This window comes from Streptomyces rubiginosohelvolus (assembly GCF_014649875.1).
Lineage (GTDB): Bacteria > Actinomycetota > Actinomycetes > Streptomycetales > Streptomycetaceae > Streptomyces > Streptomyces rubiginosohelvolus.
The window spans coordinates 137260-155749 of the sequence record NZ_BMTW01000003.1 but is presented as its reverse complement, the minus strand read 5'-3'; the positions used below and the strand labels follow the sequence as shown (position 1 = coordinate 155749).

Genomic DNA, 18490 nt, shown 5'->3' with positions numbered 1-18490 from the left:
GGGTTCACGGGAGGCGGGACGGCCATGACGGAACGTACGGAGCTGGTGGAGCACGGACGCCTGTTCATCGGCGGGGAGTTCACCGATCCGCTCTCCACCGAGGTCATCGAGGTGATCTCCCCGCACACCGAGCAGGTCATCGGCCGCGTGCCGCACGCCTCGGAGGCGGATGTCGACCGGGCGGTCGCCGCGGCTCGCCGCGCCTTCGACGAGGGCCCCTGGCCCCGGATGACACTGGACGAGCGGATCGCGGTGATCACCCGGATCAAGGACGCCTTCGCCGTACGCCACGAGGAGTTCGCGCGCCTGATCAGCGCGCAGAACGGCACTCCGTACAGCGCGAGCGTCATGGTGCAGGCGCTGGCCGCGATGATGGTGTGGGACTCGGCGATCACGGTGGCGCGGACGTTCCCGTACGAGGAACGGCGCGACGGAGTCCTCGGCCCGCTGCTGGTCCGCCGTGAACCTGTGGGCGTGGTGGCGGCGGTGGTCCCGTGGAACGTCCCGCAGTTCACGGCGGCGGCGAAGCTGGCCCCGGCACTGCTGGCGGGTTGCACGGCGGTGTTGAAGGTCTCCCCGGAAACCCCGCTGGACGCCTACCTCTTGGCGGAGATAGCGGAGGAGGCGGGCCTGCCGCCCGGGGTCCTGTCCATCCTCCCGGCCGACCGTGAGGTGAGCGAGTACCTGGTGGGCCACCCGGACGTGGACAAGGTCTCCTTCACCGGCTCGGTGGCGGCAGGCCGGCGCGTGATGGAGGTGGCGTCGCACAACCTGACGCGAGTCACTTTGGAGTTGGGCGGCAAGTCGGCAGCAGTCATCCTCCCGGACGCGGACCTGGAGGCGGCGGTGGCGGGCATCGTCCCGTTCGCGTGGATGATCAACGGCCAGGCGTGCGTGGCGCAGACGCGCATCCTGGCGCCACGCAGCCGCTACGAGGAAATAGCGGAGGCCTTCGCGGCAGCGGCGGGAGCCTTGCGTGTAGGCGACCCCATGGACCCCACCACCGAACTGGGCCCGCTGGTGGCCCGACGCCAGCAGCAACGCTCCCTGGACTACATCAGGTTGGGCCAGGAGGAGGGCGCCAAGATCCTCACGGGCGGCAACGTGCCGGCCTCCCAGGAGCGCGGCTGGTACGTCGAACCCACCCTCTTCGGCTCGGTAGACAACTCGATGCGCATCGCCCGCGAGGAGATCTTCGGCCCGGTCATCTGCCTCATCCCGTACGGGGACGAGGCCGAGGCGGTCCGCATCGCCGACGACTCCCCGTACGGCCTCAGCGGCAGCGTCTGGACGGCGGACACGGAACGCGGCATCGACATCGCCCGCCGCATCCGCACGGGCACGTACAGCGTGAACACCTTCAGCCTCGACATGCTCGGCCCGTTCGGTGGCTACAAGAACTCGGGCCTGGGCCGCGAGTTCGGCCCCGAGGGCTACGGCGAGTTCTTCGAGCACAAGATGATCCACCTGCCCGCCGGCTACCGGGAGGCGTGATGGGCGACCGCTGGCACGTGGAGGTCGACCGCTCGGTCTGCATCGGCTCCGGCATGTGCGTCAACCACGCGGGCGACGCCTTCCACCTGGACTCGGCCCGCCAGTCCCACCCGACGAAGGAGGACCGCGACGCGGGCGAACACGTCCTGGCGGCGGCGGAGGGCTGCCCGGTGGAGGCGATCACGCTGACGCTGGCGGGGTCGGGGGAGGTGGTGTTTCCGCCGGAGGACTGAGGGGGCGAGGGGGGCCGGGGGCTGCCCGGCTCAGCCGAGCGGACGCACAATGAGCCTTTCCAGCGGCCGCTCCAGGGAGTGATGGTCGCTCCTTGGCTGACTTGTCTCTGAGCTGCGGCAGCTCGACGTCCCAGACACCGCCGTCACCCGATCATGGCCGTTCCGAAGAAGCTCAGTAAGACAATGACCTGCTCTCGGGGGAGGGGGTGGCCGGGCAGATGCCTCAGACCGGACGCAGTGCATCGCCTCGGTCCGGATCGAGGTAGGGCGGGCCGGCGGGCTCCGGGGATTTCCAAAGCAGGCAGAGGCCATGCTGTCGTGAGCGGGATTGCTGAGGTGATCGCCGTACGCGGTGCTGCGCAGCATGGCGTAAGTGCGCAGGGCCCGGCCTCGGACCCTGGCCGTCCTGCGGCCGGACCGCCTTACGCTCGCCGAAGACTCGCCTTCCCGAGCCTCCCGTCACCGCCGCCCACGGCGTCCGGGCCGGGCGGCTGCCCCTGGTCCACGAGGACCCCTTCGACCGGCTGCTCATCGCCCAGGCGCAGGCCCATCGCCTCGTGCTCGTCACGCGGAGCGACTGGATCCAGCAGTACGACGTGACAGTTGTGCGGGTCTGATCGCGCGAGATCAGACCGCCGGCTCGCCCTCCGCCTTCGGCCGGAGCACGCCCTCCGGCGCCCGCCGCAGCGCCCGGATCGCCGGGACGCTCAGCATCACCGCCAGCAGGGCGCACGACATCACCGACGAGAAGATCAGCACCTCGTTCGCGCCGAACGCGTCCGCCGCCGGGCCCGCCAGGGCGCGGCCCAGGGGGATGACCATGATGGAGCCCGCGACGTCGTACGCCGAGACGCGGCTCAGGACCGTCAGCGGGATGTGTGACTGGACGCTCGTAGCCCACATCACGCCCCAGAACGCGAAGCCGTAACCCGCGATGACATGCGCGATCGCCGTGGCCGCGAAGGACCATTCCAGCGCCGGGGCCAGGGGGTTGAGCGCGAAGCAGAGCATGGCCAGGGCGCCCGCGACCAAGGGGCGGCGCGGGCGGACGCGCATGCCGATCAGGCCGCCGATGATCGTGCCCGCGCCGTCCGCCGAGGCGATCCAGCCGTACCCGCTCGCCCCGTGCTGCTCGATCATCAGCGCCGCCCCCAGCGGCAGCGCCGGGCCGAACACGAACAGGCCGTACACCGACCAGACCGCGATCACGCCCCACAGCCACTGGCGGGACCGGAACTCCTGCCAGCCCGTCGCCAGCCTGCGCCACATCGGGGCGTCGCCCTCGTCGCGTTCCGTGTGCAGCTTGCGCAGGGGGAGGAGGACGAGGGCGCTGAGCGCGTACGCCGCCGCGATGACGATGTACGAGCCCGAGACCTGCCAGTACGCGACGAGGATGCCCGCCAGGCCCGGGCCCAGCAGCGTGCTCAGCGCCTCGGAGATCCGCAGCAGGGCGTTGGCCTTCTGGATGTCCTCCGCGACCCGGGGGACCATGCTCGCCATCCCGGGCTGGAACATCGCCGTCGCGGCCCCGCTCAGCGCCATCAACCCCATGATCTGCCACAGGGGGACGCTGTCGGAGGAGAAGAGGAGCGTGGCCAGCGTCAGCATGGCCAGCATGCGCGCCACGTCCGCGCAGATCATCATCAGCTGCGGCGTGAACCGGTCGGCCAGCACCCCGCCGAACAGCACCAGCAGCACGATCGGGGTCATCCACGCCGCCAGCGCGTACCCGACGCCGCTCGCCCCGTGGCCCGCCCCCAGCACCGCCGTGGTCAGGGAGACCATCAGCATGCCGTCGGCCAGCAGCGACGCGCTGCGGGCCGTGAAGAACAGCCGGAACCGGGTCGATCGCCAGGGGCTCGGCAGCGTGGCCGACTGCTGCGGGAGGGTCGTGTCGTCAACGCTCATGTCACACCTGCCGGCTTCTGCCGGTCCCTTCATCGATGGTGTTCAGTCGACGCCATGCGTCGCTCCGGTTCGGCTCGGTGGGCGGGTTCTCCACGAGTACGTAGCGGTGGGGCGCCAGGACCCCCGAACCGGCGGCCGGGATGAGGGCGGTCAGCGCCCGGTGGGCCTCGGTGGGTGTCAACGAGGTGTCGCCGAGGGCGATGTACGCCGTCAGGTACGGCTCGGCGCCGGACGTCTCGGTCACCTGCACCCGCACCGGCAGTCCGCCCACCGCCCGGCCGAGGGTCTCGCGCACGGCGTCGGGCGAGACCCAGCAGCCGTCCACCCGGAGCCAGTCGGGCCCGCGTTCGGCGGGGCGGACTCCCGTCACCTCGGCCAGCGCCTTCATCGGCACGTCCCCGGCGGCGGCCGCCTCCAGGAGCAGGACCAGCCCGGAGAGGAAACCCTCGGCCTCCTCGGGGGTGAAGACCGAGGGGGCGGCCCACAGGGAGATGTGCAGTTGGGGGGCCGTCCGGTACGTGAAGGCGAGCAGCCGGGTCGGCAGTGCCTGGGGCGGCCCCCAGGTCAGCTCCTGCTCGGCGTCGTCGCGCTCCTGCGCGTCCGTGCCCAGGAGCGGGGCGGGCAGGGCGCTCACGTCGTTGAACACCACGTCCCGGCCGAAGTGGCTGCCGCGCTCGGCGGTGACCCGGTCGATCATCTCCCACAGCCGTACGGAGTCGAACTGGCTGTGCCGGTAGGCGTTGAGCACCGCCCCCCACGTCCGGGCGACCAGCGCGTCGAACGTCTCCACCCGGACGTCCAGGTGCAGCAGCGCGTCCTGGGACGTCGTGGTCACCGAACGGGCGACCCGCGCGTGGAACCGGTTGGCGCTCGGAACGGCGGTGACGCAGCTGTCCTGGCCCGCCCGGTGGGCCACCAGGGCGCACCAGGCGGCCATCAGCACGGTGGCCTCGGGGTGCCCGGTTCGGCGGGCCGCCCCGGCGAGCGCCCGGGCCCCCCGGCGCGAGCGGAGCGTCAGCTGCCGGGCCTCCTCGTCGGTGCCCGGCCTCCTGCCGCGCGGCTCGGCGAACATCTCCTGCGGCCCGGTGCGGAGGATCCGCTCCCAGTACCGCAGGGACGCCTCCGACTTCCGCAGCCCGGCCGAGGACGCCTCCACGGCGGCCAGGTCGACCGGGGGCAGGGACGTGAGCCCCGGCAGCTCCTTGCCCGCCAGCAGTTCGGCGAACTCCTCGCGCAGGATGGCCATCGCGCTGCCGTCCGCCACCGCATGGCTGAACGCCAGTGCCACGTAGGCCGGTTGTCCGGCCACGGTGAGCAGGGTGATCCGCACCGGGAACTCCCGATCGAGGGCGAAGCGCCCTGCCCGCGCCGCCCGCGCCACCGACTCCGCGTACTCCGCCGGATCGCCGGGGAGTTCGGCGTGGTCGAGGACGGTCACCGTGAACGTGCCCTCCGCCGACACGACTTGGCCGACCGGTGCCGCGCCCGGCGGGTGCGGGAAGGTGGTGCGCAGCCCCTCGTGCCGTACGGCCAGGGCCCGCAGGGCGTCGGTGACGGCCGCCGAGGTGGTGCCCTCCGGGACGGGCCACACATCGTGGATGTTGATGTGGGTCGGGTCGTCCCGCAGGATGCAGCGGATCATGTTGGCCTGGCCCATGGTGACGGGGCCCCGGCGCTCGTCACCGCCCGCGTAGGCGACGGTGACCGTGGTCGTGGTGAGGGGCGGAGGGTTCTGGTGCATGGTGTCCTTGCCGACGGCGGGGGTCGGGGTCATCGGGTCACGGCCAGGCCCGCTTCGGCGCTCGCACCGGTCAGGGCCTCCCAGTGGTCCATCAGGTGGGCGAAGTCGGCCATGTCGTCGCGGGCCTCGTCCAGGAGGCGCGAGCGGCGGTCGGCGAGTGTGTCCGCGACCGTCGTGTAGCGGCCGCCGAGCCGGCGGTACGCCCGGTCGATGACGTCCAGGCGGCGGGCCACGTCCGTACGGTCCAGGCCGACGCTGTCCCGGACGAAGCCGGCCACCGTGGATGCCTCGATGTGGCCCTCCGCGTCGAGCAGCGCGTCACCGGCCGCCGCCGTCCTCGCGTACACCGTGTTCAGATACGCCTTCGCCAGAAGGAACTTCGCGAACCGGACCTGGTACGCCAGGAACCCGGCGTCCGTACGCCGCTCCTCCGTATGGAAGTTCACGATGTGCCGGTTGTGCTGGAGGCCGGGAAGCCGGGCGTCGTGGGTGAGGTGAAGCAGGAAGTAGTCGGTGCCGATGGTGTCCGTGGCGGGCGGCAGCGGCACCCGGCTGTAGACCTCGTGGTCCAGCGCCACGTTGCACATGTCCACGCGCATCGGGCTGATCGGGGCGAGCGTGGCGTGGTCGCCGTCGAACGTCCCGTTCCCCGCGCCCCGGAACGACGCGTCGATCAGGTGGTTGCGCCAGATCGACGGGGAGCCCTCGGGCAGTGACAGGCCGACCAGTTCGCCGTACGTGTCCGGGTCGAGGTCGCGGATCTCCGCGACGTCCACCGACATCTCGCCCACGAACGAGCCGCCCGCCACCGCCACCCGCCGGTCTCCCGAGCCCGGCGGCAGCTTGCTCCTCGTCGCCGACTTCCTTACGTTGTCCGCCCGTTGTCCGAGGTAGGTGAGTTCCTGGTGGAGAGGGAAGACCGGCTCGCCGTCGGCGCGCTGGTAGCGGCTGTCGGAGTCCCGGCGATGGACGGACGTGCAGCCGAGGGCCTGGGCGATGAGGAACGCCCGGTTGGTGCACGCCCCGTAGGAGACGCGGGACGGCAGCATCAGCTCCAGCAGCCGGTCCGCGGAAGCCGCATCCCCGGCGGACCGGGTCGCCACCTCGCGCAGGAAGGTCCGCTGCTCGTCCTCGTCGAGGTGGTGGACGGTTACCCCGGGCTGCGCGAACAGCGCGGCCACCGCCTGCCGGTGCTCGGTAAGCACCGGCGCGGGGGAGGAGTCCAGGATCAGGAGGTGCACCTCCGCCCCGAGCTCCCTTGCCCCGTAAGCCGCTTCCTCGGCGATCGCCGTGATCGTCCCGGTGCATGCCCGGTGCGTGGGCAGGGTCAGGCAGACGCGGCGCACGAAGGCTCCCCGCTTGCGGCGGCGGGTGCAGTGGCCGCTGTGTCCTCGACCGGGTCCTGCCAGGAGGCCAGCCCCAGCAGCCGGCTGCCCAGCGGGTTCAGCTCGGCCGTCGGGTAGCGCTTGGACTCGGGCAGCACCGGGTCGCCGACCAGCGTGCGGTTCCACCGCGGGGTGCGCAGATGGCGCCAGGACTCCACCCGGGACTTGCGCAGCCGCTCGTGCTCCTCCAGGGCGGGCATCATCGACAGGTACTGCACGGCCCGCACCCCGTTCTCGGAGAGGTTGCGGGCCACCCCGTGGGCCAGCAGACCGTTCCAGATGAGCAGGTCGCCGGGGCGCAGATCCGGCCGTACGACGGGGAGTTCGTCCCGGTCGATGGCCGGGCGCAACGGGTCCCGGTCCGCGGGCTGGGCGACCTTCCAGGCGTCGAACTGCCGGAACAGCTCCGGGCAGCACTGGAAACCGCCCGTCTCCGGCCGGGTGTCGTTGAGCGCGATGATGCCCTGCACCCGCTGGGGCGGCACGGCGAGCGTGGTGTCGATGTCCCAGTGCAGCTCGATGTCGAAGCCCCGGTCCGTCGCCTCGATCAGGGCGCGGTCGCGGTTGCCCCGGTTGGGCGGGTTGAGGTTGAGCCGGTCCAGGGTGACCCACAGCTCCTCGCAGTCCCACACGTCGACGAAGGCGTCGTACACCCGCTGCGACTGCCGGTTGTCCCAGAGGAGTTGGTGGTGGTACGCCTCGACGAAGCCGTAGATGTGCAGTTGCTGGTCCAGCTCGGAGCGCAGTGGCCGGTCCTCGTACCAGCTCTCCGGCCGCTCGGGGTCCAGGCCCTGGAACTCCCAGGTGAAGTCGAGCAGTCGGCGGGCTGTTGCCGCCGGTATCGCCTCGCGGACGATGACGTAGCCGTACGTCTGCCAGTGGGCGAAGTCCTCCTCGGACAGCACCCGCAGCGGACGCGACTTGTCGAGCTCCCGCAGGGCCGTCTGCGCGAGGTAGGCCTCGCCGTCCGCGCTGAAGTACGGGATGTCCGACGCCGCGCGGTGCAGGCGGGGACGGCGGCGAGGGGCGGGGGTCGTCATGAGGTTCATGGCAGGTTCTTCTCCTCGGCCGGCCGCGCGGCGACCCCGGGGGAGCGGGGTCGCCGCGGTCGGCGGGACGGATGGCAGTGCCGTGGTGCGAGGAGCCGTGACCACGTCGATCAGCAGGATTGGTCCAGACCGCCCGGACTGTCAAGTGCCCGTTACATATGGGGATATGGCGTGCCGTCCTGTGCCAGGTGGCCATGGAGCCGATACCTGGCGTTCGGTATTTTTGGTCTAGACAACAAGCGAGCAGCGGGCCTAGTGTCCAAGGGCGCGGTCGGGTTCGTGACGACCTGTCAACCCGCTTTTCAGAAAGACGCGGTCCCATGAACACACCCAGCATCACCGCCCTGCCGGACATCGAGCTGAAGAGCCCCGGCGCCGGGCTGATCACGCTGGACCCGGTCCGCACCGCCCTGCTGCGGGGCCTGGACGACCTCCTGACCGGCCTGGCCGCACAGCTCTCGGCCCCCGAAGTGGTGGGGCCGCCCCTGCTCTCCGTCGACGGCCTTGCGCGGCTGGACTTCTTCCGCAACTTTCCCCATCTCGGCGTATCCGCAGGGCGGTTCGGCCCGGACGCGCTCGACGGTCTGGCCTCCGGCGGCTCGCCCCAGGATCTCCCGCTCCAGCCGACCGGCCATGTGCTGCCGTCCGCGACCTGTTACGGCCTGCTGCTCTCCCTGGAGGGCGAGGACGTCGGTGACGACGGGCTGCGGCTCTCGGCGGTCGGCCGCTGCTTCCGCAACGAGACCCACTACGACGGCCTGCGCCGCCTGTGGGGGTTCCATATGCGTGAGGTGCTCTACCTCGGGACCAAGGACGGGGCCACCGAACACCAGGCGCGGGGAGGGGAGTTCGTCCAGGAGGTGGCGGGGCGGCTCGGCCTGACCCTGACCCGGGCGGCGGCCGACGACCCGTTCTACGACAACGGGGGGTCGCGGGCCCGCCTCATGGCACTGGACCCGGTCAAGTACGAGTACAGCGCCCCCGACGGTACGGCCATCGCCTCCGTCAACCGGCACCGCAACTTCTTCGGCGAGCGGCTCGGCATCCGCGCCGGCTCCCACGGGCCCGCGTACAGCTCCTGCGTCGCCTTCGGCGTCGAGCGCTGGGTGCACGCGATGATCCTCGCCCACGGCACGGCCGAGCAGGCGCTGGAGCGGCTCCGGGCCGCCGTCACCGGTTCCTGACCTCCACCCCGTCCGTCGGCCGCCGGAACGGTTCGGTCACCAGAACAGCAAGAGGAGCGATTTCCCCCATGGACCAGGTCTCAGCGTGGCTCCACGAGAAGAACCCCGGCCTCGACGGCCCGATCGGCGTGGACGAGGACCTCATCGAGGCCCGCCTCATCGACTCCATGGACTTCCTGGAGTTCGTCGATCTCCTGGAGGAGATCTCGGGCAGCAGCATCGATCTGCAGGAGGTCACCATCGACGACTTCCGCACCCTCGCCCGCGTCAAGGAGCGCTTCCTCGACCCCGCCGGCCACGCGGAGGTCCCGGCCGGGTGAGCTCAGGTCCCGGCCGGGTGGGCACAGGTCCCGGCCGGGTGGGCGCGGCCGCCGTGGCGCTCGTCGCGACCACCGCCGAGGTGCTGGCCCATCCGGACTTGGACGAGGGCCTGCTCGCCCCCTGGGAGCGGCACCGGCTCGCGGGCATCCGGGTGCCCGCCCGGCGCGACGACGTGGTGGCGGCCCGGCTGCTGCTGCGGCTGTGCGCCTCCCGGGTCACCGGGCTGCCGCCACGTGACGTGGAGCCGGCCCAGCGCTGCCCCGGGTGCGGGCGGGACGGGCACGGTCGGCCGTATCTTCCGGACCGCCCCGGGCTCGGCGCCAGTCTCAGCCATGCCGACGGTCTGGCAGCGGCGGTGGTCGGGCCGGGCCCGGTCGGTATCGACGTGGAGCCCCTGACGCGTCGGCCGGGGCCCGTCTCCGTACTGAGGCGGCTGCTGCCGCACGACGAGGTGGACGCCGCCTGCGCCGAGCCGGATCCCGGTCCGGCGCTGCTGCGGTTGTGGGTCCGGCGGGAGGCCTTGTTCAAGGCGGGGAGGGACGACGTCCGGCTGACCGAATGGACGGACCGGCGCCGCGCGGCCGTGGTGGCCCTCGCCGGAGCGGACGGAGCGGACGGAGCGGACGGAGCTGACGGGGCTGACAGGGGCGCCGCAGCCGACGGAGCCGCCAAGGCCCCCGTGCCGTCGCTCAGCCTCGGTCAGGTCCCGCCGTCAGGTCGATGAGGCGGCAGACCGTCTCGATGTCGATCTTCACCTGGGCGATCGACGCCCGGCCCGACAGCCAGGTGATCAGCGCCGAGTGCCAGGTGTGCTCGATGACCCGGACCGCCGAGAGCTGCTCCGGGGTCGGGTGCTCCAGGCCCATCGCGTCCAGGATGATCGCCGTGGTGAGCCGGGAGACCGTGTCCACCTCGGGGCTGACGCTGCGGTCGGCGAAGGTGAGGGCGCGGACCATGGCGTCCGCGAGGTGCGGTTCGCGTTGCAGGGCGCGGAAGGCGCGCATCAGCGTCTCGGCCACCCGCTGGGCCGCGTCGTCGCCGGCCGGCGGGCGCTTGCGGAGCGTGGTGTGCAGGTGCTGGAGCTGGTCCTGCATGGTCGCGACCAGCAGATGGATCTTGGACGGGAAGTAGCGGTAGAGCGTGCCCAGCGCGACCCCGGCGGCCTCGGCCACCTCCCGCATCTGCACCGCCTCGAACCCGCCCCGGCTGGCCAGCTGGGCGCTGGCGTGCAGGATGCGGCGGCGACGGGCCTCCTGGCGCTCGGTCAGCGCAGGCGCTGCCGGTCTGGCGTCCGCGGTCATGCTGTCCCCGTTCCACGATCCACGATCCATGGCTTGATCCACCCGGACGGGCGAAGCGGGCGGTCCGGGCGCGCACAGCATGCCAGGGGCGTCCGCCGTGGCGCGAATCACCTGATCCGGCCGTTCCGCCGTCGCTACCTGCCGGTAGATTCGATGCACGTCGAGCGATCAAGTATGAAACTTGTTCTAGCAAGTCTGAAACTTGTTCTAGATTAGCGCGACCGGTTACGCTCCGGCGAACACGCAGTCAGAAGGGGGCCGAGTGTGACCGCTGAGGCCGTGGAGACAGGCCCCCGCACGGGCGACGGCAGCATCGCCGGGACCGGCGACCGGCCGTTGCGCATCGCACTCCTCACCTACAAGGGCAATCCGTTCTGCGGTGGCCAGGGCGTGTACGTCCGCCACCTCGGGCGCGAGCTGGCGCGCCTCGGCCACAGCGTCGAGGTCATCGGCGCGCAGCCCTACCCGGTGCTCGACGAGGGCGTCCCGCTGACCGAGCTGCCCAGCCTCGACCTCTACCGGCAGCCCGACCCCTTCCGCACCCCGAAGCGCGGCGAGTACCGCGACTGGATCGACCTCGCCGAGGTCGCCACCATGTGGACCGGCGGCTTCCCGGAACCGCTCACCTTCAGCCTGCGCGCCCGCCGCCATCTGCTGGCCCGGCGCGGCGAGTTCGACGTCGTCCACGACAACCAGACCCTCGGCTACGGGCTCCTCGGCGACCTCGGGGCCCCGCTCGTGACGACGATCCACCACCCCATCACCGTGGACCGCAGGCTCGACCTGGCCGCCGCGACCAGTCGCCGCCGACGCGCCTCCGTACGCCGCTGGTACGCCTTCACGCGGATGCAGAAGCGGGTCGCCCGCAAGCTGGACACCGTCCTCACCGTCTCCGGCTCCTCCCGCGACGAGATCGTCGAGGACCTCGGCGTACGCAAGGACCGGATCAGCGTCGTCCACATCGGCGCCGACACCGACCTGTGGTCGCCCGACCCCTCCGTCCCCGAGGTCCCGGGCCGGATCGTCACCACCTCCAGCGCCGACGTCCCCCTCAAGGGCCTCGTCCACCTCGTCGACGCGCTCGCCAAGCTCCGCACCGAGAACCCCGCCGCCCACCTCGTCGTCGTCGGCAAGCGCGCCGAGGACGGGCCGGTCGCCCGCGCGATCGAGCGGCATGGGCTCGCGGACGCCGTCGAGTTCGTCAAGGGCATCAGCGACGCCGAGCTGGTCGACCTGGTGCGCAGCGCCCAGGTCTCCTGCGTGCCCTCGCTGTACGAGGGTTTCTCGCTGCCCGCCGCCGAGGCCATGGCCACCGGCACCCCGCTCGTCGCCACCACCGGCGGCGCGATCCCCGAGGTCTCCGGCCGCGACGGCGAGACCTGCCTCGCGGTGGCGCCCGGCGACGCGGACGCGCTGGCCGGTGCGCTGGCCCGGCTGCTGGCCGACCCGGAGCTGCGCGCCCGGCTCGGCACGGCGGGCCGCGCACGGGTGCTGGCCAACTTCACCTGGGCCCGGGCGGCCGCCGGAACGGCCGAGCTGTACCGTCAGGCGATCACCGCCCGCGGAGTCCGCAGGTGACCGCGACCGCGTTTACCGGAACCCGTACCTCCGACCTCGAAGGCAGGCCCTCGTGCTGACCGTCGACTTCACCCGCTTCCCGCTCGCCGCCGGCGACCGAGTGCTCGACCTGGGCTGCGGTGCCGGCCGGCATGCCTTCGAGTGTTACCGGCGCGGAGCGCAGGTCGTCGCCCTCGACCAGAACGCCGAGGAGATCCGCGAGGTCGCCAAGTGGTTCGCCGCGATGAAGGAGGCCGGCGAGGCCCCCGAGGGCGCCACCGCCACCGCGATGGAGGGCGACGCCCTCAACCTGCCGTTCCCCGACGACTCCTTCGACGTCGTGATCATCTCCGAGGTCATGGAGCACATCCCGGACGACAAGGGCGTCCTCGCCGAGATGGTCCGGGTGCTCAAGCCGGGCGGCCGGATAGCGATCACCGTCCCGCGCTACGGCCCCGAGAAGATCTGCTGGACGCTCTCCGACGCGTACCACGAGGTCGAGGGCGGCCACATCCGCATCTACAAGGCCGACCAGCTCCTCGCCCGGATCCGCGAGGCCGGGCTCAAGCCGTACGGCACCCACCACGCGCACGCCCTGCACTCGCCGTACTGGTGGCTCAAGTGCGCCTTCGGCGTCGACAACGACAAGGCCCTGCCGGTGCGGGCGTACCACAAGCTGCTGGTCTGGGACATCATGAAGAAGCCGCTCGCGACCCGGGTCGCCGAGCAGCTCCTCAACCCGGTCGTCGGCAAGAGCTTCGTCGCGTACGCCACCAAGCCGCACCTGCCGAAGGCCGAGGCGTGAGCACTCCCGAACAGACCGAACACCTCGTTCTGCCGGGTGTTCTGACGGTGTCCCAGGCCGCCGAGACGGTCGCCGCGATCGCCGCCGTACAGCGGGAGGACGGGGCGCTGCCCTGGTTCCGGGGGCACCACCTCGACCCGTGGGACCACACCGAGGCCGCGATGGCCCTGGACGCGGCCGGCGAGCACGAGGCGGCGGCCCGCGCCTACGCGTGGCTCGCCCGCAACCAGAACGCCGACGGCTCCTGGTACGCCGCCTACCACGACGGCGATCCGCAGCAGCCGACGGACCGGAGCCTGGAGAGCAACTTCTGCGCTTACGTGGCCGTGGGCGTCTGGCACCACTACCTCGCCACCGGCGACGACGCGTTCGTCGACCGGATGTGGCCCACGGTCTACGCGGCGGTCGAGTTCGTGCTCCGGCTTCAGCAGCCCGGCGGCCAGATCGGCTGGAAGCGGGAGGCCGACGGCACCCCGGTGAACGACGCGCTGCTGACCGGATCCTCCTCGATCCACCAGGCGCTGCGCTGTGCGCTGGCCATCGCCGAGCGCCGCGAGGAGCCGCAGCCCGACTGGGAGTTGGCGACCGGGGCGCTGGCGCACGCGATCCGCAGCCACCCCGAGCGGTTCCTCGACAAGAATCGCTACTCGATGGACTGGTACTACCCCGTCCTCGGCGGCGCCGTCACCGGGGCCGAGGCGACCGCCCGCATCCAGGAGGGCTGGGACCGCTTCGTCGTCCCCGGCCTCGGGGTGCGCTGCGTGCTGCCCAACCCGTGGGTGACCGGCGGCGAGAGCTGCGAACTCGCCCTGGCCCTCTGGGCGACGGGGGAGTCGGACCGGGCCCTGGAGATCCTCCAGTCGATCCAGCACCTGCGCGCCGAGGGCGGGCTGTACTGGACGGGGTACGTCTTCGAGGGCAACAAGGCCGTCTGGCCCGAGGAGTTGACCACCTGGACGGCGGGCTCCCTGCTGCTCGCGGTGGCCGCGCTCGGGGGGGACGAGGCGACCACCGCGGTCTTCGGGGGCGAGCGGCTGCCGGTCGGCCTGGAGCCGGACTGCTGCCGCTGAACACCGCCTGGGGTGGCGCCGGTTCAGCGACGGATCCGGCCCGCCACGGCATGCCCGATGAAGAGGTAGACCACGGCCGCGAGACCGTAACCGGCGACCACGTTCGCCCACGTCTTGTCGAACGTGAACAGGTCGTACGACCAGCCGGCCAGCCAGCGGGCCGCGTCGTGCACCCACTGCACGAAGTCGTTGCCGCGGTTGGCGTCCAGCAGGTACATCAGGATCCACAGGATGATGATGAAGGCCAAGATGTCGGCCACGACGGCTATCACGCGTGCCGCTGAGCTGCTACCTGAACGGGTTCTGGGAGACATGGAACTCTGGTTGCCGCTTTACGCAGGGTGAAACCCGGACGGCCCCTGCCGGGTGGCCGCCCCCTGAGGAACGGGTGAGTCTGGGCGGGAGTGTCGAGATTCGTCACTCTCGGTCAGGAGGCCCCGCCGTGCCCCGTTCCGTACCGCTTGGCCGCACCCTGGCCGCGCTGCTGCTGTCCTGCGCCCTGGTGGCGGGCGCCACCGCGTGCGGCGACTCCGACGACACCTCGGGCGGCAACGCCGCGAGCGCCTCGGCCGCCGCCAGCCCCTCCGTCTCCGTATCCGCCTCGGCCGAGAAGCAGCGGCTCGCCAAGACCCGGTTCGTCGCCAACGCGGGGCTGGCGGCCGGGGCGACGTACCAGTGGATCGTGAAGCCGTACCGCGCCGGGACGTTCAAGAAGGGCGCCGAGGGCCGGAGGCTCGCCCTCGTGAAGGCGGGCCTGGCGGGCGGGTTCGCCTACAACCGGCTCCAGGCCGCGGCCAGGAACGCCAAGGGCGACCCGCTGCTCTCGAAGGCCGTCGCCCCGCTCACCGCCGGGATCGAATCGCTCAAGGGGCTGGGCACCAAGCTCCGCAAGGGCGAGGCGGGGGAGGGCGACGTGGGAGCGTTCGAGAGCGTCATCGACAGCATCAAGAACGCGGGCAAGGACGCGGGTGCCGAGGTGAAGGACAAGGTTCCCTCCACCTCCCAGTTGACCGGATAGCGGCACGCGAGGGTCAGGGCAGGTCCTCACCCGTGTCTGCGTAGTCCTTCTCCTCGCCGTCGGGGTTCAGCGGGTCCGCACCGGTCAGGGCGAGCACCAGATACGCGCCGTAGGGCGAGCCGTCCTGCTCGTCCTTCGCCTCCAGCGCTCCGCCGGCGCCGTCCTCGTCGGTCTCGAAGTCCGCCGGGTCCAGGCCGAGGCGTACGGCGAGCGCGTCCACGGTGGCGAGCAGCCGGCTCCGGGTGCTCCCGCCGCCGGCCCCGTCCTGAAGGGAGGAGACCACGAGGAGGTCGGCCAGGTAGCCCCGGCGCAGGCCGTCCGGATGGGCCGCCTCGAACGCCGCCGACACCGGCCGGAGCTCGGAGACCAGCGGCAGCCAGGCACGCATCGCCTCGTCGGCGGTGTGCACCTGCTCCAGATTGCAGGCGATGCGGCAGACGAGGTCGTCGGAGGAGAAGCGCATCAGTGGGTCGCGTAGCCCTTCTTCGCATGGGTGCCTTCATGGTTCCGTCGGTGAGCGGGGCGACGACCGGCGGATATCGGAATGATCATCCCAGGTGCCGCCGGTTAAGGTGCCGCATGACGTCTCTCTCCCACGACCGTTACTGCGACGAGATCCTGGCCCAGACCGACGCCCTGCGCGCGGTGCTGACCGGTGCCGATCTCGGCGTGACCGTCCCCAGCTGCCCCGACTGGACCCTCCGCGAGCTCGCGGTGCATGTCGGCGGCGCGCACCGCTGGGTCGGTGAGATCGTCCGGACCCGTGCTTCCGAGGAGTTCCCGGAGGACAAGGTGCCCGGCTTCGAGGGGCCGGACAGTGAGGACCCGGCCGCGCTGGACGCCTGGCTCGCCGAAGGTGCGGCCGCCACCGTCGCCGCGCTGCGGGAGGCGGGGCCGGCCGCCGAGGTGTGGACGTGGGTGACCGAACAGCGTGCGGCCTTCTGGGCGCGTCGCATGACGCACGAGACGGCCGTGCACCGGGCGGACGCGGCGCTCGCCGCCCGCGCCCCGTACGAGGTCGACGCCGAGGTGGCCGCCGACACCATCGAGGAGTGGCTCGGCATCGTCGCCCTGGCCCAGGAGGAGGGCGACCCGGAGGCGGCGGAACTGCGGGGCGGCGGGCGGTCGTTGCATCTGCACGCCACCGATGTGCCCGGCGCGGAGTGGCTGATCGAGTTCGGCGACGACCGCTTCACCTGGCGGCACGCGCACGACAAGGCCACGGTCGCCCTGCGCGGCACCCTCACCGATCTGATGCTCGTCTTCAACCGCCGCCTGGAGCCCACCAGTTCACGGGTCGAGGTGCTCGGCGACGCGGCGCTGCTGGACTTCTGGCTGGACCGGTCCTCGTTCGGCTGAGCACCCTGCTGGGCTGTCCCGCCTAGGAGTTGAGCTCCGCCAGGACCCGCAGCGTGTGCGGGTCCGGTGCGGTGACCAGCAGATCGGTCACCGGTCCCGTGCGCCACAGCTCCAGCCGCTCCGCGATCCGGGCGCGCGGCCCGATCAGCGAGATCTCGTCGGCGAACGCGTCCGGCACCGCCCGCACCGCCTCCTCCTTGCGGCCCTGGAGGAACAGCTCCTGGATCCGCCGGGCCTCCTCCTCGAACCCCATGCGGGCCATCAGGTCGGCGTGGAAGTTGCGGGCCGCGTGCCCCATCCCGCCGATGTAGAAGCCGAGCATCGCCTTCACCGGCCACAGCCCCTCGGCCACGTCGTCGCAGACGTGCGCGCGGGCCATCGGCGCGACCATGAACCCCTCCCGGAGCCCGGTGAGGGAGGTCTCGTAGACATCGGTGCGCAGCGGTGACCAGTACAGCGGCAGCCAGCCGTCCGCGATCTCCACGGTCTGCGCGATGTTCTTCGGGCCCTCCGCCCCCAGCAGGACCGGCAGCGAGGCGCGCAGCGGATGCGTGATCGGCTTCAGCGGCTTGCCGAGCCCGGTGGCGTCCGGACCGGCGTACGGATGGGAGTGGAAGCGGCCCGCCAGCTCGACCGGCCCCTGCCGCGCCAGCACCTGCCGGATCACCTCGACGTACTCCCGGGTCGCCGTCAGCGGGCTCTTCGGGAACGGCCGCCCGTACCACCCCTCCACCACCTGCGGGCCCGACAGGCCGAGGCCCAGCAGCATCCGGCCGCCGGAGAGATGGTCCAGGGTCAGCGCGTGCATGGCCGTCGCGGTGGGGGTGCGCGCCGCCATCTGGACGATGCCGGTCCCCAGCCGGATCCGCGAGGTGTGGGCGGCGATCCAGGTCAGCGGTGTGAAGGCGTCCGAGCCCCAGGCCTCCGCCGTCCACACCGACGCGTAGCCGAGCCGCTCCGCCTCCTGGACCAGGCCGAGTTGGCCGGCGTCCGGGCCGCGGCCCCAGTAGCCGAGCGCGAGTCCGAGCCGCATACCGTTCCCTCCAGCCGTGACTGACGGTGTGTCAGAAGCGTTGGGTGCGGGGTGGACTGTACGACAACGGCCCCCCGCCCGGAAGGGCGAGGGGCCGCGGGGTACGCGTCGGGGATCAGCCGCGCTGGATGCCCGTGGTGTCCTGGAGGACGCCGCGACGGCCGTCCTGCGTCTGCGCGATCAGGCTCTGGCCGCGCTGCTCCACCGCGAGGTACCAGGTGCCCGGCGCCAGCTCGGCGATCGGGTTCGGCGAACCGTCCTCGCCGTACAGCGGGCGCGCCACCGGAACGGCGAACCAGAACGGGGTGAAGTCACCCGCCGGGGCCGCACCGCCCTGCGCGGGCTGCTGCGCCTGGGCCTGGGCCTGCTGCGCCTGCGCCGGGTCGGCCTGGGCGGGCTGGCCCTGCTGGGGCGCGCCCGGGTAGCCGTAACCCTGGCTCGGCTGGGCACCGTACGGCGCCTGCTGCTGGCCGCCCGGGAAGCCGTAGCCCTGGCCGGGCTGCGCACCGTACGGCTGCTGGCCGCCCTGCACGCCCTGCGACGGGCCGGACGGGCTGAGGAGCGGGGCCTTGAGCGCGGGGACCAGCGGGCCGGCCACTGCTCCGGCGGCGAGCACGAGGGCGGCCAGCAGGCCGAGGATCAGGCCGGCTCCGGCGTTGTTGACGTCGAGGATCGTCCAGAAAGCGGTCCACAGGGCGAAGACGGTGAGCGCCACGCCGAACTGGCCGAGGTCCAGCCCGACGACCTTCCGGCCCGGCATCGCACGGCTGACGATCAGGAGCGCCGCGCCGATGACGCCCGCGAGGAAGACGCTCATCAGGAGACCGAGCGAGTCCCAGGCGTTCGGGCTGTCGAACCGGGAGCAGTCGACGCCCTGCGGGCAGTCGTAGCTGGAGAAGTCGAGGAAAGAGGCGATGAACAGCACGACCGCTGCTCCGATCACCACGCCGTCGCCTCGTGTGAGGGATCGGATATTCACGTGAAGGTCCTTAGTCGGTCGTCTCGTCGGGGCGGTCGTCGCTGCCGCCGGTG

General features: G+C 72.0%; 19 protein-coding genes. 10 read left to right on the top strand and 9 right to left on the bottom strand.

Annotated features, from left to right (window positions below):
- Positions 1–24: 24 nt before the first annotated feature.
- Both IE134_RS10500 and IE134_RS10495 read left to right on the top strand, forming a co-directional pair.
- Positions 25–1494 carry an aldehyde dehydrogenase gene (locus IE134_RS10500; RefSeq protein ID WP_189430287.1) on the top strand — a complete coding sequence of 490 codons (1470 nt, stop codon included), beginning with the start codon at positions 25–27 and terminating at the stop codon, positions 1492–1494.
- Complete coding sequence (locus IE134_RS10495; protein WP_030707921.1) at positions 1494–1727, top strand: ferredoxin; 234 nt, start codon at positions 1494–1496, stop codon at positions 1725–1727. The genes IE134_RS10500 and IE134_RS10495 overlap by 1 nt, the downstream gene beginning before the upstream one ends.
- Positions 1728–2354: 627 nt before the next feature.
- Here the strand turns inward: IE134_RS10495 and IE134_RS10490 are convergent.
- The 4 genes from IE134_RS10490 to IE134_RS10475 are packed head-to-tail and all read right to left on the bottom strand — an operon-like array spanning position 2355 to position 7810.
- A complete protein-coding gene (locus IE134_RS10490; RefSeq protein WP_189430285.1) occupies positions 2355–3635 on the bottom strand; it encodes an MFS transporter in 1281 nt (426 codons plus the stop codon).
- A 1-nt stretch (position 3636) separates the two neighbouring features.
- The gene (locus IE134_RS10485) at positions 3637–5409 is read right to left on the bottom strand and encodes a condensation domain-containing protein (protein WP_189430283.1); all 1773 of its coding nucleotides are present in this window, start codon (positions 5407–5409) and stop codon (positions 3637–3639) included.
- Positions 5406–6722, bottom strand: a complete 1317-nt coding sequence (locus IE134_RS10480; RefSeq protein ID WP_030707911.1) for a DUF6271 family protein — start codon at positions 6720–6722, stop codon at positions 5406–5408. The genes IE134_RS10485 and IE134_RS10480 overlap by 4 nt, the downstream gene beginning before the upstream one ends.
- The gene (locus IE134_RS10475) at positions 6704–7810 is read right to left on the bottom strand and encodes a phytanoyl-CoA dioxygenase family protein (RefSeq protein WP_030707908.1); all 1107 of its coding nucleotides are present in this window, start codon (positions 7808–7810) and stop codon (positions 6704–6706) included. The genes IE134_RS10480 and IE134_RS10475 overlap by 19 nt, the downstream gene beginning before the upstream one ends.
- A 320-nt stretch (positions 7811–8130) precedes the next feature.
- On the opposite strand from IE134_RS10475, the gene IE134_RS10470 reads away from it, so the two are divergent.
- From IE134_RS10470 to IE134_RS10460, 3 genes are all read left to right on the top strand, one after another.
- Entirely contained in the window at positions 8131–8994 is an 864-nt protein-coding gene (locus IE134_RS10470) for a class-II aminoacyl-tRNA synthetase family protein (protein WP_030707906.1), read from the top strand.
- A 68-nt stretch (positions 8995–9062) separates the two neighbouring features.
- Positions 9063–9314 (top strand): hypothetical protein, encoded by a 252-nt coding sequence (locus IE134_RS10465; protein ID WP_030707905.1) that lies wholly within the window; start codon positions 9063–9065, stop codon positions 9312–9314.
- Complete coding sequence (locus IE134_RS10460; protein ID WP_229823485.1) at positions 9311–10039, top strand: 4'-phosphopantetheinyl transferase family protein; 729 nt, start codon at positions 9311–9313, stop codon at positions 10037–10039. The genes IE134_RS10465 and IE134_RS10460 overlap by 4 nt, the downstream gene beginning before the upstream one ends.
- Here IE134_RS10460 and IE134_RS10455 read toward each other — a convergent pair.
- On the bottom strand, positions 10005–10616 hold the full coding sequence (locus IE134_RS10455) for a TetR family transcriptional regulator (protein WP_097887433.1): 612 nt from the start codon (positions 10614–10616) through the stop codon (positions 10005–10007). The two genes, IE134_RS10460 and IE134_RS10455, sit on opposite strands and share 35 nt — an antisense overlap.
- Before the next feature lie 264 nt (positions 10617–10880).
- Between IE134_RS10455 and IE134_RS10450 the strand changes: the two genes are divergently transcribed.
- From IE134_RS10450 to IE134_RS10440, 3 genes are read left to right on the top strand one after another with little or no spacing between them, the layout of a single operon-like run.
- Positions 10881–12194, top strand: a complete 1314-nt coding sequence (locus IE134_RS10450) for a glycosyltransferase family 4 protein (RefSeq protein WP_030707899.1) — start codon at positions 10881–10883, stop codon at positions 12192–12194.
- Between the two features lie 52 nt (positions 12195–12246).
- Positions 12247–12978 carry a class I SAM-dependent methyltransferase gene (locus tag IE134_RS10445; protein WP_030707898.1) on the top strand — a complete coding sequence of 244 codons (732 nt, stop codon included), beginning with the start codon at positions 12247–12249 and terminating at the stop codon, positions 12976–12978.
- On the top strand, positions 12975–14048 hold the full coding sequence (locus IE134_RS10440) for a prenyltransferase/squalene oxidase repeat-containing protein (protein ID WP_030707896.1): 1074 nt from the start codon (positions 12975–12977) through the stop codon (positions 14046–14048). The genes IE134_RS10445 and IE134_RS10440 overlap by 4 nt, the downstream gene beginning before the upstream one ends.
- A gap of 23 nt (positions 14049–14071) precedes the next feature.
- Here IE134_RS10440 and IE134_RS10435 read toward each other — a convergent pair whose 3' ends face one another.
- On the bottom strand, positions 14072–14362 hold the full coding sequence (locus IE134_RS10435) for a hypothetical protein (protein WP_010057578.1): 291 nt from the start codon (positions 14360–14362) through the stop codon (positions 14072–14074).
- 128 nt (positions 14363–14490) lie between these two features.
- Here IE134_RS10435 and IE134_RS10430 point away from each other — a divergent pair, with 128 nt between their 5' ends.
- Positions 14491–15066 carry a hypothetical protein gene (locus tag IE134_RS10430; protein ID WP_030707894.1) on the top strand — a complete coding sequence of 192 codons (576 nt, stop codon included), beginning with the start codon at positions 14491–14493 and terminating at the stop codon, positions 15064–15066.
- Positions 15067–15079: 13 nt separating this feature from the next.
- Here the strand turns inward: IE134_RS10430 and IE134_RS10425 are convergent, their stop codons facing one another.
- Positions 15080–15529: a hypothetical protein gene (locus IE134_RS10425; RefSeq protein ID WP_030707892.1), complete on the bottom strand. Its 450-nt coding sequence runs from the start codon at positions 15527–15529 to the stop codon at positions 15080–15082.
- A 116-nt stretch (positions 15530–15645) separates the two neighbouring features.
- Between IE134_RS10425 and IE134_RS10420 the strand changes: the two genes are divergently transcribed.
- Entirely contained in the window at positions 15646–16425 is a 780-nt protein-coding gene (locus IE134_RS10420; RefSeq protein ID WP_098019932.1) for a maleylpyruvate isomerase family mycothiol-dependent enzyme, read from the top strand.
- Positions 16426–16447: 22 nt separating this feature from the next.
- On the opposite strand, the gene IE134_RS10415 is transcribed toward IE134_RS10420, so the two are convergent.
- The gene (locus IE134_RS10415) at positions 16448–17458 is read right to left on the bottom strand and encodes an LLM class F420-dependent oxidoreductase (protein WP_097972481.1); all 1011 of its coding nucleotides are present in this window, start codon (positions 17456–17458) and stop codon (positions 16448–16450) included.
- A 115-nt stretch (positions 17459–17573) separates the two neighbouring features.
- Complete coding sequence (locus tag IE134_RS10410; RefSeq protein WP_050513547.1) at positions 17574–18437, bottom strand: DUF5336 domain-containing protein; 864 nt, start codon at positions 18435–18437, stop codon at positions 17574–17576.
- Positions 18438–18490: the final 53 nt, after the last annotated feature.

What these genes read in the sequence shown, in the direction of transcription:
- IE134_RS10500 (WP_189430287.1), top strand. Translation starts at nt 25, where the DNA reads ATGACGGAACGTACGGAGCTGGTGGAGCACGGACGCCTGTTCATCGGC.
- IE134_RS10495 (WP_030707921.1), top strand. Translation starts at nt 1,494, where the DNA reads ATGGGCGACCGCTGGCACGTGGAGGTCGACCGCTCGGTCTGCATCGGC.
- IE134_RS10490 (WP_189430285.1), bottom strand. Translation starts at nt 3,635, where the DNA reads ATGAGCGTTGACGACACGACCCTCCCGCAGCAGTCGGCCACGCTGCCG.
- IE134_RS10485 (WP_189430283.1), bottom strand. Translation starts at nt 5,409, where the DNA reads ATGACCCCGACCCCCGCCGTCGGCAAGGACACCATGCACCAGAACCCT.
- IE134_RS10475 (WP_030707908.1), bottom strand. Translation starts at nt 7,810, where the DNA reads ATGAACCTCATGACGACCCCCGCCCCTCGCCGCCGTCCCCGCCTGCAC.
- IE134_RS10470 (WP_030707906.1), top strand. Translation starts at nt 8,131, where the DNA reads ATGAACACACCCAGCATCACCGCCCTGCCGGACATCGAGCTGAAGAGC.
- IE134_RS10465 (WP_030707905.1), top strand. Translation starts at nt 9,063, where the DNA reads ATGGACCAGGTCTCAGCGTGGCTCCACGAGAAGAACCCCGGCCTCGAC.
- IE134_RS10455 (WP_097887433.1), bottom strand. Translation starts at nt 10,616, where the DNA reads ATGACCGCGGACGCCAGACCGGCAGCGCCTGCGCTGACCGAGCGCCAG.
- IE134_RS10435 (WP_010057578.1), bottom strand. Translation starts at nt 14,362, where the DNA reads ATGTCTCCCAGAACCCGTTCAGGTAGCAGCTCAGCGGCACGCGTGATA.
- IE134_RS10425 (WP_030707892.1), bottom strand. Translation starts at nt 15,529, where the DNA reads ATGCGCTTCTCCTCCGACGACCTCGTCTGCCGCATCGCCTGCAATCTG.
- IE134_RS10420 (WP_098019932.1), top strand. Translation starts at nt 15,646, where the DNA reads ATGACGTCTCTCTCCCACGACCGTTACTGCGACGAGATCCTGGCCCAG.
- IE134_RS10415 (WP_097972481.1), bottom strand. Translation starts at nt 17,458, where the DNA reads ATGCGGCTCGGACTCGCGCTCGGCTACTGGGGCCGCGGCCCGGACGCC.